The organism is Pseudomonas izuensis (assembly GCF_002356535.2).
GTDB lineage: Bacteria > Pseudomonadota > Gammaproteobacteria > Pseudomonadales > Pseudomonadaceae > Aquipseudomonas > Aquipseudomonas izuensis.
On record NZ_AP017423.2, the window covers coordinates 2,954,776 to 2,967,808 of the forward strand.

The 13,033-nt window shown below is 57.4% G+C and carries 12 protein-coding genes; 7 read left to right on the forward strand and 5 right to left on the reverse strand.

Annotated elements, in window-relative coordinates; genetic code table 11:
- Nucleotides 1-233: 233 nt before the first annotated feature.
- Nucleotides 234-1,073, forward strand: a complete 840-nt coding sequence (gene galU / locus LAB08_RS13340) for a UTP--glucose-1-phosphate uridylyltransferase GalU (protein ID WP_008065368.1) — start codon at nucleotides 234-236, stop codon at nucleotides 1,071-1,073.
- 114 nt (nucleotides 1,074-1,187) lie between these two features.
- The gene (gene gorA / locus LAB08_RS13345; RefSeq protein WP_096511761.1) at nucleotides 1,188-2,546 is read left to right on the forward strand and encodes a glutathione-disulfide reductase; all 1,359 of its coding nucleotides are present in this window, start codon (nucleotides 1,188-1,190) and stop codon (nucleotides 2,544-2,546) included.
- Nucleotides 2,547-2,658: 112 nt separating this feature from the next.
- Here gorA and LAB08_RS13350 read toward each other — a convergent pair whose 3' ends face one another.
- Entirely contained in the window at nucleotides 2,659-3,678 is a 1,020-nt protein-coding gene (locus LAB08_RS13350) for a DNA-binding protein (protein WP_096511760.1), read from the reverse strand.
- 178 nt (nucleotides 3,679-3,856) lie between these two features.
- On the opposite strand from LAB08_RS13350, the gene LAB08_RS13355 reads away from it, so the two are divergent.
- The 3 genes from LAB08_RS13355 (at nucleotide 3,857) to ahpF (ending at nucleotide 7,185) form a co-directional block, all read left to right on the forward strand.
- The gene (locus LAB08_RS13355; RefSeq protein WP_096511759.1) at nucleotides 3,857-4,795 is read left to right on the forward strand and encodes a site-specific integrase; all 939 of its coding nucleotides are present in this window, start codon (nucleotides 3,857-3,859) and stop codon (nucleotides 4,793-4,795) included.
- 137 nt (nucleotides 4,796-4,932) lie between these two features.
- Nucleotides 4,933-5,496, forward strand: a complete 564-nt coding sequence (gene ahpC, locus LAB08_RS13360; RefSeq protein WP_007975937.1) for an alkyl hydroperoxide reductase subunit C — start codon at nucleotides 4,933-4,935, stop codon at nucleotides 5,494-5,496.
- A 126-nt stretch (nucleotides 5,497-5,622) separates the two neighbouring features.
- Nucleotides 5,623-7,185, forward strand: a complete 1,563-nt coding sequence (ahpF, locus tag LAB08_RS13365) for an alkyl hydroperoxide reductase subunit F (protein ID WP_096511758.1) — start codon at nucleotides 5,623-5,625, stop codon at nucleotides 7,183-7,185.
- 192 nt (nucleotides 7,186-7,377) lie between these two features.
- On the opposite strand, the gene gloA is transcribed toward ahpF, so the two are convergent.
- Nucleotides 7,378-7,899 (reverse strand): lactoylglutathione lyase, encoded by a 522-nt coding sequence (gene gloA / locus LAB08_RS13370; RefSeq protein WP_096511757.1) that lies wholly within the window; start codon nucleotides 7,897-7,899, stop codon nucleotides 7,378-7,380.
- Between the two features lie 145 nt (nucleotides 7,900-8,044).
- Between gloA and LAB08_RS13375 the strand changes: the two genes are divergently transcribed.
- Entirely contained in the window at nucleotides 8,045-8,569 is a 525-nt protein-coding gene (locus LAB08_RS13375) for a DUF4946 domain-containing protein (RefSeq protein ID WP_096511756.1), read from the forward strand.
- Between the two features lie 176 nt (nucleotides 8,570-8,745).
- On the opposite strand, the gene LAB08_RS13380 is transcribed toward LAB08_RS13375, so the two are convergent.
- The 3 genes from LAB08_RS13380 to LAB08_RS13390 form a co-directional block, all read right to left on the reverse strand.
- Entirely contained in the window at nucleotides 8,746-9,108 is a 363-nt protein-coding gene (locus LAB08_RS13380) for a histone-like nucleoid-structuring protein, MvaT/MvaU family (protein ID WP_096511755.1), read from the reverse strand.
- Between the two features lie 235 nt (nucleotides 9,109-9,343).
- Nucleotides 9,344-10,876, reverse strand: coding sequence for an EAL domain-containing protein (locus LAB08_RS13385; RefSeq protein ID WP_096511754.1), 1,533 nt, complete (start codon nucleotides 10,874-10,876; stop codon nucleotides 9,344-9,346).
- A gap of 112 nt (nucleotides 10,877-10,988) precedes the next feature.
- Nucleotides 10,989-11,861, reverse strand: a complete 873-nt coding sequence (locus LAB08_RS13390; RefSeq protein ID WP_096511753.1) for a LysR family transcriptional regulator — start codon at nucleotides 11,859-11,861, stop codon at nucleotides 10,989-10,991.
- Between the two features lie 78 nt (nucleotides 11,862-11,939).
- Here LAB08_RS13390 and LAB08_RS13395 point away from each other — a divergent pair, with 78 nt between their 5' ends.
- On the forward strand, nucleotides 11,940-12,905 hold the full coding sequence (locus tag LAB08_RS13395) for a DMT family transporter (RefSeq protein WP_096511752.1): 966 nt from the start codon (nucleotides 11,940-11,942) through the stop codon (nucleotides 12,903-12,905).
- The last annotated feature ends 128 nt before the right edge of the window (nucleotides 12,906-13,033 follow it).

Consider the following 13,033-nt stretch of genomic DNA (forward strand, 5'->3'; position numbering starts at 1 on the left):
TGTCGATGGGTGTAGGGTGGTGCGATTGCCCGATCAGTTGACAAGCGTGCAAACCTGCCGGTCTCTGCTATCACTTACAGGTTGCCGAAGGATCGATGCAGTCTCTTGCGGAACTATCGGCAAGAATATTTCTCTATGATGGCATCGGTTAGCCAGCGCGGGGCATTGTAAGGTGCTCGCCGCCTGATTAGACTGCGCCGAAACTCGTACACACAGCCCTTTCAAGGACTTTTATGATCAAGAAATGCTTGTTCCCAGCAGCCGGTTACGGTACTCGCTTCCTGCCAGCGACTAAAGCCATGCCCAAAGAAATGCTGCCGGTGGTAAACAAGCCACTGATCCAGTACGGCGTCGAAGAAGCACTGGATGCCGGGTTGACCGAAATCTCCATCGTTACCGGTCGCGGCAAACGCGCCCTGGAAGACCACTTCGACATCAGCTACGAGCTGGAAAACCAGATCAAGGGCACCGACAAGGAGAAGTACCTGGTCGGCATCCGCAAGCTGCTCGACAATTGCTCGTTCTCCTACACCCGTCAGACCGAAATGAAAGGCCTGGGGCACGCGATCCTGACCGGCCGTCCGCTGATCGGCGACGAACCGTTCGCCGTGGTGCTGGCGGACGACCTGTGCGTCAACCTCGAAGGTGACGGCGTACTGACCCAGATGGTCAAGCTGTACAAACAGTTCCGCTGCTCGATCGTGGCCATCCAGGAAGTCGACCCGCAAGAGACCAACAAGTACGGCGTCATCGCCGGCGAGATGATCCGCGACGACATCTACCGCGTGCACAGCATGGTCGAGAAACCAAAGCCTGAAGATGCGCCGTCGAACCTGGCCATCATCGGTCGCTACATCCTGACCCCGGACATCTTCGACCTGATCGAACAGACCGAGCCAGGCAAGGGCGGTGAAATCCAGATCACCGACGCCCTGATGAAACAGGCCCAGAACGGCTGCGTCATGGCCTACAAGTTCAAGGGCAAGCGTTTCGACTGCGGTGGCGCCGAGGGCTACATCGACGCGACCAACTTCTGCTTCGAGAACTTCTACAAGACGGGCAAGGCGTACTGATAGCACGCCCAAGCTGTTTGTATTGAAAAGCCACCTTCGGGTGGCTTTTTCATTTGCAGCGCTTGCCCAACGAGCGCTCGCGGGTATGCTGTTCACCTGCCGAGGAGATAGACAATGGCCCACGATTTTGATCTGTATGTAATTGGCGCCGGTTCCGGCGGTGTGCGGGCGGCCCGATTTGCGGCTGGTTTCGGCGCGAAAGTGGCCGTGGCCGAGAGTCGGTATCTGGGCGGTACCTGCGTGAACGTCGGCTGTGTGCCGAAAAAATTGCTGGTCTACGGTGCGCATTTTGCCGAGGACTTCGAGCAGGCATCGGGTTTCGGTTGGAGTCTGGACGAGGCGCAGTTTGATTGGCCGACGCTGATCGCCAACAAGGACCGCGAGATCAATCGCCTGAATGGCATTTATCGCAACCTGCTGGTCAACAGCGGCGTGACCCTGCATGAGGGGCACGCCAAGATCGTCGATCCGCATACTGTCGAGATCAATGGCGAGCGTCATACCGCCAAGAACATCCTGATCGCCACCGGCGGCTGGCCGCAGATCCCGGAGATTCCGGGGCATGAGCATGCGATCAGTTCCAACCAGGCGTTCTTCCTCAAAGCGCTGCCCAAGCGGGTGCTGGTGGTAGGGGGCGGTTACATTGCCGTCGAGTTTGCCGGGATTTTCCATGGCCTCGGCGCCCAGACCACGTTGCTCTATCGCGGTGAGTTGTTCCTGCGGGGCTTCGATGGTTCGGTGCGCAAGCACTTGCAGGAAGAGCTGACCAAGCGTGGCATGGACCTGCAATTCAACGCCGACATTGAGCGTATCGACAAGCAGGCCGATGGCAGCTTGAAAGTCACGCTCAAGGACGGCCGCCAACTGGAAGCCGATTGCGTGTTCTACGCCACGGGCCGACGCCCGATGCTGGACAATCTCGGGCTGGAAAACACCGGGGTCAAACTCGACAAGAAAGGCTTTGTCGAGGTGGATGATCAGTACCAGACCGCCGAGCCGTCGATCCTGGCGCTGGGTGATGTGATTGGTCGCGTTCAGCTGACACCGGTGGCGCTGGCTGAAGGCATGGCGGTGGCGCGACGTCTGTTCAAGCCTGAGCAGTATCGCCCAGTGGATTACAAGATGATCCCGACAGCGGTGTTCAGCCTGCCGAACATCGGCACCGTCGGTTTGACCGAAGAGGAAGCGCGGGACGCCGGGCATGAGGTGGTGATCTACGAAAGCCGCTTCCGGCCGATGAAGCTGACCCTGACCGAATGCCAGGAGCGCACGCTGATGAAGCTGGTGGTGGATGCCAAGACCGACAAGGTGCTGGGTTGCCACATGGTCGGGCCGGAGGCCGGCGAGATCGTGCAGGGCCTGGCGATTGCCTTGAAGGCGGGCGCCACCAAGCGTGACTTCGACGAAACCATCGGCGTGCACCCGACGGCCGCCGAAGAGTTCGTCACCATGCGTACGCCGGTCGCCGGCTAAGCGCCTTTTGTGGGAGCGAGCCTGCTCGCGAAAGCGGTGGCTTAGTCAGCAGGGATGCTGGATGTGATGGCCTCTTCGCGAGCAGGCTCGCTCCCACAGGAACTTGCGTGGTTCATGACAGTTGTGTCCCGCCGCCGTCTGTTGTGGGAGGGGCGGGTTCGCTCAAGCGTGTGTTTGTTTCAAGCTCTGCCTGGACCTTGGTCAACTCGATTTCCAGCGCCTTGTTGATCTGTGACTGCTCATCGACATTCTGTTTCAGCGACTGACTCTCAAGAAGGGCGACGCGCAAGCGTTCCTGGAGGAGGGTGCGTTCGCCGTCAAACCGTGTCACTTGCTCCAGCAGTTGATCCTGGCGGCTGTTGCTTTGCTTGAGCTGCTCTTGCATCAGGCTCAACTCACGCAATGTGCCGCGGTTTTCCGTCAGCAAGCGTTCGTTGTCGCGGTGCAACTGGGTGATTTCATCCTGGCGCACCAGCGCACTTTGCTGCGCCTGACGCAATTCCATCTGCAACTGCTGCACCTGGCTTTCGTGACGACTGTGTTCCTGCTCGCGCTGCTCCTTGACGGCATTGCGGTAGTGCTCCAGTGCGTCACGCGCATGCAGGTGCTTCTCTTCCAGCGAGCGGATCTGCTCGTCCTTGTCCTGCAAACGTAATTCGAAATCAGCCAAAGCCTGAGTCAGCCCGGCATTACGGGTTTGTTCGGCCTGCAAGATGGCGCGGGTTTCGTGTAGCGCCTCTGACTCCTGGGTGAGTGCCAGGCTCTGAATCTCGTACTGCTGGTGCAGTTCGGTGTTGGCTTCCCGAGCCTCTTCCAGCTGAGCCTCCAGGGTTTTGCGCTGCGACTCGAACTGCTCGAGAGCCTGATCGATCGGCGCCTGGGCTTGCTCCTTCAGGCGTTGCGCCAGCCGCGAAACCAGTGCGAGCAACTCATCGTCGATAGGCTCGGACGGTTCTGTTGTCACCGGTTCAGTGGTGACGCCCAGCTCCTTCAGATACCGATGAATCGTGGTTTTCGAACCGGTATTGCCCATTTCGATCCGTACGGCATCGATGCTGGGGTTTTCGCCGCGAGCAAGGATCGCCAAACGTGCAGCTTGCACTACTGCCTTATTTACACCGCCACGGGCCATGATTGCTCCTACTATTTCGTGATGTGGTACGTATTACGTAAATACACATTGTACCATCGAAATACAAAAGTTAAATACAGTATGTTTTTGACACGGGATATACTGGTATTACCCCGCGTGATACGCCGAAAATTCATTTTTGCCAGTAAAAGCCGTACGCATTCGAGAGTTTGACCCCATGAGCGAGCTGGATCGTTACCTGCAAGCCGCAACCCGCGACAACACCCGTCGCAGTTATCGTGCGGCCATCGAACACTTCGAGGTGACCTGGGGTGGTTTCCTGCCGGCCACCGGCGACAGCGTGGCGCGTTATCTGGTCGCCCATGCCGGTGTGCTGTCGATCAACACCTTGAAGCTGCGATTGTCGGCGTTGGCGCAGTGGCACAACAGCCAGGGCTTCGCCGACCCGACGAAAGCGCCGGTGGTGCGCAAGGTGTTCAAGGGGATTCGTGCGTTGCATCCAGCCCAGGAGAAGCAGGCCGAGCCTTTACAGCTTCAACATCTGGAACAGGTGATCGCTGGGTTGGAGCAGGAAGCACAAACCGCAATCATTGAAAACAACCGACCGGCTTTGCTGCGGGCCAGACGCGATAGCGCGCTGATCCTGCTGGGCTTCTGGCGAGGATTTCGTAGCGACGAGTTGTGCAATCTGCAGATCGAACATGTGCAAGCCATCGCCGGCACCGGCATCACCTTATTCTTGCCGCGCAGCAAGGGTGACCGCGAAAACCTCGGCAAGACTTACCAGACACCCGCCCTGCAGCGGTTGTGCCCGGTGCAGGCGTATATCGCCTGGATCACCGAAGCGGCCCTGGTGCGCGGACCGGTTTTTCGCGGCATCGATCGCTGGGGGCATCTGAGCGAAGAGGGCCTGCATGCCAACAGCGTGATACCACTGCTGCGTCAGGCGCTGGAGCGTTCGGGCATCGCCGCCGAACACTACACCAGCCACTCCTTGCGCCGCGGTTTTGCCTCATGGGCGCATCAGAGTGGCTGGGACTTGAAGTCATTGATGAGCTACGTGGGCTGGAAAGACATCAAGTCCGCCATGCGCTACATCGAAACCAGCCCGTTTCTCGGCATGACCCGCCTCGTGGAAAAACCGCTGGAACCCTAAATTCGGTTTTCTTCTATTAATACTGTTGGCTAATAGCGAAAGCCAATCAGCAGTATCAGGTTTGCCAATGAGCCATCCGTCCGTCGAGTGGGTAAAGTTCTCTCCATCAACTTCACAACCCTGACGGAGAGTCATCGATGCCTATCATCAACAGCCAAGTTAAACCGTTCAAAGCTGACGCATTCAAAAACGGCGACTTCGTAAAAGTCTCGGACGCTGACCTGAAAGGCAAATGGTCGGTGGTGTTCTTCTACCCGGCTGACTTCACCTTCGTTTGCCCAACCGAGCTGGAAGACCTGGCCGACAACTACGACGCTTTCCAGAAGCTGGGCGTCGAGATCTACAGCGTTTCCACCGACACCCACTTTGCTCACGCTGCCTGGCACAACACGTCGCCAGCCATCGGCAAAATCCAGTACACCATGATCGGCGACCCGACTCACGCCATCTCCCGCAACTTCGACGTGTTGATCGAAGAAGCCGGTCTGGCTGACCGTGGCACCTTCGTGATCAACCCTGAAGGCCAGATCAAGATCGTCGAGCTGAACGACGGTGGTGTAGGTCGTGATGCTTCCGAGCTGCTGCGCAAGATCAAGGCGGCCCAGTACGTCGCTGCTCACCCTGGCCAGGTTTGCCCAGCCAAGTGGAAAGAAGGCGAAGCCACTCTGGCGCCGTCCCTGGACCTGGTCGGCAAGATCTAAGTCTGTGACGCGTAACCCGGGGCGGAACGCCGCACCTACTCAGTAAGCTGCACCGCCCAATAAAAACGCCCGGGCGAGATTCGCTCGGGCGTTTTTTTATGTCTCAAATTCAAGGAAATCGCCCGTATGTTGGACGCCAATCTTAAAGCCCAGTTGAAATCGTACCTGGAACGGGTCACCCAGCCGATCGAGATCGTTGCCTCTCTCGACGACGGTGCGAAATCCCGGGAAATGCTCGAACTGCTGAAAGATGTTGCCAGTCTTTCCACCCAGATTACTTTGCTCGATAACGGTGACGATGCACGCAAGCCATCGTTCTCGATCAATCGCCCCGGTGCCGATATCAGCCTGCGTTTCGCGGGCCTCCCGATGGGCCATGAATTCACTTCGTTGGTGCTGGCCTTGCTGCAAGTCGGCGGCCACCCTTCGAAGGCCAGTATCGAAGTGATTGAACAGATTCGTTCGCTCAAAGGCGAGTTCAACTTCGAGACCTATTTCTCGCTGTCCTGCCAGAACTGCCCGGACGTGGTCCAGGCGCTGAACCTGATGGCCGTGCTGAACCCCAACATCCGCCACGTCGCCATCGACGGCGCGCTGTTCCAGGCGGAAGTCGATGAGCGCCAGATCATGGCGGTGCCCAGCATCTACCTCAACGGGGTGAATTTCGGGCAGGGCCGCATGGGGCTGGAAGAAATTCTCGCCAAAATCGACACCAGCGGCATCGAGCGCCAGGCAGAGAAGATCAGCGCCAAGGAAGCCTTTGATGTGCTGGTGGTCGGCGGTGGCCCGGCCGGTGCTTCGGCGGCGATCTACGCGGCCCGCAAAGGCATTCGCACCGGTGTTGCGGCTGAGCGTTTTGGTGGTCAGGTGCTGGACACCATGGCCATCGAAAACTTCATCTCGGTGCAGGAAACCGAAGGGCCGAAACTGGCCGTCGCGCTGGAAGAACACGTCAAACAGTACGACGTGGACATCATGAACCTGCAACGTGCCGACCAGTTGGTGCCGGGCGCGAATGGCGAGCTGCATGAAATCCACTTCGCCAGTGGTGCGAAGCTCAAAGCCAAAACCGTGATCCTGGCGACCGGTGCGCGGTGGCGTGAAATGAACGTGCCGGGCGAGCAGCAATACCGCAACAAAGGTGTGGCGTACTGCCCGCACTGTGACGGCCCGCTGTTCAAAGGCAAGCGTGTGGCGGTGATTGGCGGCGGTAACTCCGGCGTCGAAGCGGCCATCGACCTGGCCGGTATTGTGTCCCATGTCACGCTGCTGGAGTTTGACGTGCAGCTGCGCGCCGACGCGGTGTTGCAGCGCAAGTTGCACAGCCTGCCGAACGTCACCGTGATCACCCATGCGCAAACCACTGAAGTGACGGGGGATGGTCAGAAGGTCAACGGCCTGCGCTACAAGGATCGTCAGACCGACGAACTGCGCACCGTGGAGCTGGAAGGGATCTTCGTGCAGATCGGTCTGCTGCCCAACACCGATTGGCTCAAAGGCACCATCGAGTTGTCGCCCCGTGGCGAAATCATCGTCGATGCCCGTGGTGAAACGTCGATACCGGGCGTGTTCGCCGCCGGCGACGTCACCACAGTGCCATACAAGCAGATCGTGATCGCGGTGGGTGAGGGCGCCAAGGCTTCCTTGAGTGCGTTCGATCACCTGATCCGGACATCGGCACCGGCATAAACGCCGACGCTGAAAACACAAAACCCCATGACGGATCATGGGGTTTTTTTGTGACTGGCATTTAACAGGGCGGGAGCCGTTTTTCTGTGGGAGCGAGCCTGCTCGCGAAGGCGGTGGGTCATTCAACTGTGATGTCGGCTGACATTACGCTTTCGCGAGCAGGCTCGCTTCCACAGGGTTCTGTGGTGAAAGTTAGAGTGGCGCAGGCTGGATGATTTCGACCCAGTAGTTATCCGGATCCTTGATGAATGCCAGGCTCTTCATGCGGCCGTCGTTCAGGCGTTTCTGGAAGTCGCAGCCCAGTGCTTCAAAGCGCTCGCACGCGGCGACGATGTCCGGTACCGAAATGCAGATATGACCGAAGCCGCGTGGGTCGGTGTTGCCGTTGTGGTAGGCGAAGTCCGGGTCGTTCTCGGTGCCGTGGTTATGGGTCAGTTCGAGAATGCCGGGGATCGATTTCATCCACTCGGTGCGCGCGGCGGTGTCGGCCGGGATCTGTGATTTATCGACCAGCGCGAGGAAATACAGGCTGAACTCGGCTTCCGGGAAATCGCGCTTTTCTACCAGCGTAAAACCGAGGATGCGCGTGTAGAAGTCCAGCGATTTTGTGATGTCCTTGACCCGCAGCATGGTGTGGTTGAAGACAAACTTTTGCGTCGCGGTATCAGGTTGAGCGGTGACGCCGGGGAAGGTGTTCAGTTCGTGCAGGCTCATGGGCCCTCCGGAAAATAAGCGGGGCTATCGAATGGTGGACATGATACGCAAGGGTAAGGACATCACCAAACCCAAAGCCTCTGCTATTGCCTGACAGACGGCCTGGGCTCAGACTTCACGGCTCAAAACGCGAGTGTTGATTGCAATGATTCGATTCGGTAAATCGGTGTTCATCCTGATCGGCATGCTGTCCGGGATTGCCAGTGCTCAGGCCGAGACGCCGGTCATGACCTGGCCTCCCGGCTGGCAGGTCGAAGAAATTGCACCAGGTGAGGGTGCTTCAGGTGTGTCTCGCCAGCGTGCAGTGAAAGTCGATCAGGGCGGCACCCCGGTGATGGTGATGGAGCTGACCATGACGCAGGTGCAAAGCGATCATCAGGTCAACCTGGAAGGGGTGTTGCTGGAGATGCGCAAGTCGGTGCAGAAAGACTTTTTTCAAGGGGGCTATCAAAGTGTCTGCAACCGGATTCATCCGTCTACCTTGAGCCGGTTATCGGCGCTGGAAACCACCTGTACCATTACACAAAACGGCCGGCATGTGCTTTCTCAAACATTGGTGGCTGCGGTGGACGGCGATAAAGCCTACGTTCTTTCCTACGCCGGACAGGCCGAGGCTTATAAGGCCAGCCAGGATGAAATAGAGGCGGCGCGTAACGCCTTGAAACTTTAAAAGAAGACTTTAGTGGCTTCAGGCTTTGCGTCCGCGCCGAAATATTTAGATACCCAAACGGATTAAGCACAAAGTTAGTCGGCAAGTAGTGGTTTGATCGGCCAACATCGTTGAATTTAGAAGGTATTCATGAAAAAGCCCTGCATTTGCAGGGCTTTTTTTTACAGCGCAAGTGCTTAGCCACGCAACCAGGAATCAACGGTAGAGGCACCATATTGTTCCTTCCAGGCTTTCAAGCCGCGGTGGTTGCCACCCTTGGTTTCAATCAGTTCACCAGTGTGCGGGTTCTGATAAACCTTGACTACGCGGGCGCGGCGGGTTTTCGGCGCCGAGGCTTGCAGGCCGGATTTGGCCGGATTCGGATCGAGAATGGCGATAATGTCGCGCAGGCTCTTGCCGTAGGTTTTCATCAGCCCCTGGAGCTTTTCTTCGAATTCGATTTCTTTCTTGAGCCCGGCATCGTTCTTCAGGGACTCAAGCTGCTTGAGCTGCTCTTGAAGGGCCTTTTCAGCTGCACGAAATTCAGCGAGTCTGGACAATATCTTTACTCCAATAGTGTGTTTGGCTGATACCAACCGCAAACAAAGCTATAAGCCAAGAGCCTTGAAGCGACCCGGTGATAAATGGCTCACCTGCTAAATTACCGCAGGCATGAAAAATTGTAGTAGTTAATGGACCAAGAGTAAATCATGTCTTTTTTTTCATGTAACCAAGAACGGTCATTTGTTTCAAATTGGTGCGTCCTATCGCTGTCTCATCGCTTGAAAGCATTAGTTAATGGTCACTTAATGCACTAATGAACTCCGCGCCGGGCATCGGTCGACCATATAGATAGCCCTGCAGGAAGTTGACGTTATGGGCCGTCAGATAATCACTTTGCGCCAGGGTTTCCACACCTTCGGCAACCATCGCCAGATCGAGCTTGGCGGCAAGTTCCATGATGCTGTCCAGAATGTGGCTGGACAGCGTGTCGATGCCGATCATGGCGACGAAGCTCTGGTCGATTTTCAAATAATCAACATTGAACTGCCGCAGATACCCGAGGCTGGAATGGCCGGTGCCGAAGTCGTCGATGGCGATCTTCACCCCAAGGTCATGCAACTGTTCGAACAGTTGATGGGTAATGGCCGTGGGTTCGATCAGTTCGCGTTCAGTCAACTCCAGCACCAGGTAAATGGAACCCGGTGCGAAAGCCGCGAGAAATTCGCGGCAATCCTGGACCAGGTCCAGATCCTGGCAGTGATTGGCGGTAATGTTGACGCCGATGTGGAAAGGTTCCTCGAACGACGTGGACAGCGGAGCGAGCAAGGTGGCTGTCTGTTGCATCAATGAGCGGGTCATCGGCACGATCAGTCCGGAGTGTTCGGCGAATGGAATGAACAGGTCGGGGCGCACCAGGCCTTCTTTCGGGTGGTTCCAGCGCATCAGCACTTCGATGCCGGAGATCTTTTTGCTATCGCCATGCACAACGGCCTGGAAGTACGGAACGAACTCTGCCGCGTCCAGCGCACGCTTCATTTCATGGGTCGGTGACGATGAACGCTTCTGTAGAATGTGTCCGATCAGGCCCGATATGACGCCAAAGAAAATCAGCAGGCTGAACAACGGCGGGTATTGGCTGCTCATGTAGCGCCAGGTTTCGCCTTCGGGGAAACCGGCCTGAACGCCAAAGGCAAAACGCGAAGAATCGATTTTGGTTTGCGCCACCGGAAAGACGGGGAGGGGGCCCTCATGGAACTCGCCGTCGGAGGTCAACCAATGGGGGCCGACTTGCAGGGCCAACAGGGTATGACGGCCGATCATGCGCAGTGCATTAATCAGGTGATAGCCATCGAGCGTGCTCATCGCGCCACGCAGGCCTTCGCCGAGCCGATATACCAGCACTGCCGTGTTGGGTGTGACCGGGTTGCCTTTCATCAATAACAAGCGGCCACCGGCGTAGTCCCCGGATGCAATCTTCTCCTGATAGTCACCAAACAAGGAACTGCAATAAATAGTGTCGTCCCACACCAGATTGGTCGAGCGCACGAATGGTCGGCGAGTGGCTTGCTCGCGCAAGGCCAGGTTGACGTCGATGCAAGTTTGTCCGGCCAGGGGCAGTAACTCCCGGGCTGCCTGGGCGTTGTTGTCGAGCATCAGTTCGAACTGGCGAATGGCTTCTTCGGCAGTCTGCTGCGTACTTTGCTGGAGCGTTCGCTCAGCTTGCATGGAGAGAATGACACCGCCCAGTAATACCGGGAGTAATCCACTGGCAAGGGTGATTGCAATTCTGATGCTGCGTTTGCGGGTGTTGGCGTTCAGTGGCATTTGCGAAACCTGTAACGATGAAATAGGGCTCTCAAATGCTGGCAGGGCGCAACGCCCTGCAAAAAGAGTTCAAGTTCGAGCCATGATAGTTGGCTCTGGGTACTTACGCCGCTCATCGGTAATCGAGCCCTTGGGCCAGTTTGATGAACGCCAGTGCTGCGGGTGATGCCTGGCGCTGATCGAGTACTGCCAAACCGACCTGTCGCACCACGGCGGGCCGCAAGGGTTTCTTCACGTAGCGGGTGTCGCTGAGCTCGGGCAGCGAGCCTTCGGCGACCACGGTCAATGCATCGCCACGACCGACCGTATCCAGGGTGCTCAGCAACTGCGAGCAACGAAAACGGATGTTGGGTGTCAGCCGGGCGGCATTGAACAGCCGCGATACCAGCTCTGACGAACCGGCCTCGGTCAACACGAAAGGGTCATGGCACAAGTCGCTCAGACTCACGCTGTCACGCGCCGTCAACGGATGATTGACCGGCAGCAGCGCAACCATCTGGTCTTCCATCAGCGCTACCGTGTCGAAACGCTCGTCTGGCAGCACCACAAACCCGATGTCGATGCGCCGCTCTTCCAGCCATTGGATCACCTGACGGTCCGGCCCTTCATCAATGTGGACCTCGATGCCCGGATGTTCGGCACGGTAGCGCTGCAGGATCCTGGGCAGCAATTTGATCGACGAAGTGGGGCCGAACGAGCCAACGCGCAAGGTGCCGCGTTTCATGCCCCGGGCATCCGCAGCTTCCTGGCGCAGGGTATTGGCCAGACCCAGCATGGCCCGTGCACGCAGCAGGAGCTGCTGACCGATATCGCTCAATTCAACCTGGGACTGATGACGGCGCAGCAGTTCGACGCCCAATTCCTGTTCCAGGGATTTCAACGCATGGGAAACCGCCGATTGGGTAATCCCCAGGCGATTGGCCGCCGCCGTGAAGCCGTGCAGCTCGGCGACGGTGGAGAAGATCTCCAATTGAGTGAGGGTCATGAGTGTTTACTCATTTTACGATGACTAAGTATTAGCGGAATGATACGTCATCCCATCGATCACAAAACCCGGAGACGTATGTCCACATGTGAACAAAGCCTGTCCAGGCAGACCGATGTACCCGTTTATTTGAAACTGGCGACGGTCACCATGATCTGGGGCGGCACCTTCGTGGCCGGGCGGTTCCTGGCCGATAGCCTCAGCCCGTTGTTCGCCGCCAGCCTGCGGTTCCTCCTGGCCAGCGCGGCATTGTTGTTGTTTTTATTGTTGACCCGCGTTCCATTGGCTCGACCCAGCCCCAGGCAATGGTTGCAACTGGCGCTGTTGGGATTCTCTGGGATCTTCTTTTACAACCTCTGCTTTTTCTATGGCCTGCACTACATCAATGCCTCGCGGGCGTCCCTGATTGTGGCGCTGAACCCGGCGGTGATCGGGTTGGCCTCGTGGCTTTTGTTTAAGGAGCGCTTGAGTCGGGCGAAGGTCGCGGGCATCGCGACCTGCATTGCCGGGGCAAGCCTGGTGATCGTCAGCCGCAACCCGCAACTGCTGGCCGGCAATTCCGACGCATGGATCGGTGATCTGCTGATTCTCGGCTGCGTGCTCGGCTGGGGCATTTATTCGCTGTGCTCCCGGGAGCTGAATCAAAGCCTGGGACCGGTGCAAACGGTGACCTGGTCGATTTTGCTGGGCACGCTGATGCTGTGGTTGACGTGCGCCATTCGCGGTGAGGTCAGTCTTGCTGTACTCGCCAGTCTCGGCCCGTCGCAGTGGCTGAGCCTGATGTACCTGGGCGTATTGGGTTCGGCACTGGCGTACATCGGCTATTACGACGGCATTCGTAAAATTGGCGCGACCCGTTCCGGTGTCTTTATCGCCCTGAACCCGCTTACCGCCGTGATCCTCGGCGCACTGCTATTGGGCGAGCAACTCACGCTGGCCATGTACTTGGGAGGAGGGCTGGTTCTGGCGGGGATTTACCTGTGCAACAAACCCCTTGCGCCGGCGGGAAAAAAGCGGATTTTATACAGAAGGCGGACAAACTGATTTACGCTGTGTAGAATCAGGTTACGCATACAAGAATACGTCTTCTGGCAACAGAAGCTTCGCCCGCAAGAGCCTTGGGTCGACCATGAAGTTATTAGGGTTTCAATTGATCTACGGTGATTTCCTCG

Bases quoted from the DNA above. Each gene is read 5' to 3' on its own strand.
- galU (WP_008065368.1), top strand. From the start codon at position 234: ATGATCAAGAAATGCTTGTTCCCAGCAGCCGGTTACGGTACTCGCTTC.
- gorA (WP_096511761.1), top strand. From the start codon at position 1,188: ATGGCCCACGATTTTGATCTGTATGTAATTGGCGCCGGTTCCGGCGGT.
- LAB08_RS13350 (WP_096511760.1), bottom strand. From the start codon at position 3,678: ATGGCCCGTGGCGGTGTAAATAAGGCAGTAGTGCAAGCTGCACGTTTG.
- LAB08_RS13355 (WP_096511759.1), top strand. From the start codon at position 3,857: ATGAGCGAGCTGGATCGTTACCTGCAAGCCGCAACCCGCGACAACACC.
- ahpC (WP_007975937.1), top strand. From the start codon at position 4,933: ATGCCTATCATCAACAGCCAAGTTAAACCGTTCAAAGCTGACGCATTC.
- ahpF (WP_096511758.1), top strand. From the start codon at position 5,623: ATGTTGGACGCCAATCTTAAAGCCCAGTTGAAATCGTACCTGGAACGG.
- gloA (WP_096511757.1), bottom strand. From the start codon at position 7,899: ATGAGCCTGCACGAACTGAACACCTTCCCCGGCGTCACCGCTCAACCT.
- LAB08_RS13375 (WP_096511756.1), top strand. From the start codon at position 8,045: ATGATTCGATTCGGTAAATCGGTGTTCATCCTGATCGGCATGCTGTCC.
- LAB08_RS13385 (WP_096511754.1), bottom strand. From the start codon at position 10,876: ATGCCACTGAACGCCAACACCCGCAAACGCAGCATCAGAATTGCAATC.
- LAB08_RS13390 (WP_096511753.1), bottom strand. From the start codon at position 11,861: ATGACCCTCACTCAATTGGAGATCTTCTCCACCGTCGCCGAGCTGCAC.
- LAB08_RS13395 (WP_096511752.1), top strand. From the start codon at position 11,940: ATGTCCACATGTGAACAAAGCCTGTCCAGGCAGACCGATGTACCCGTT.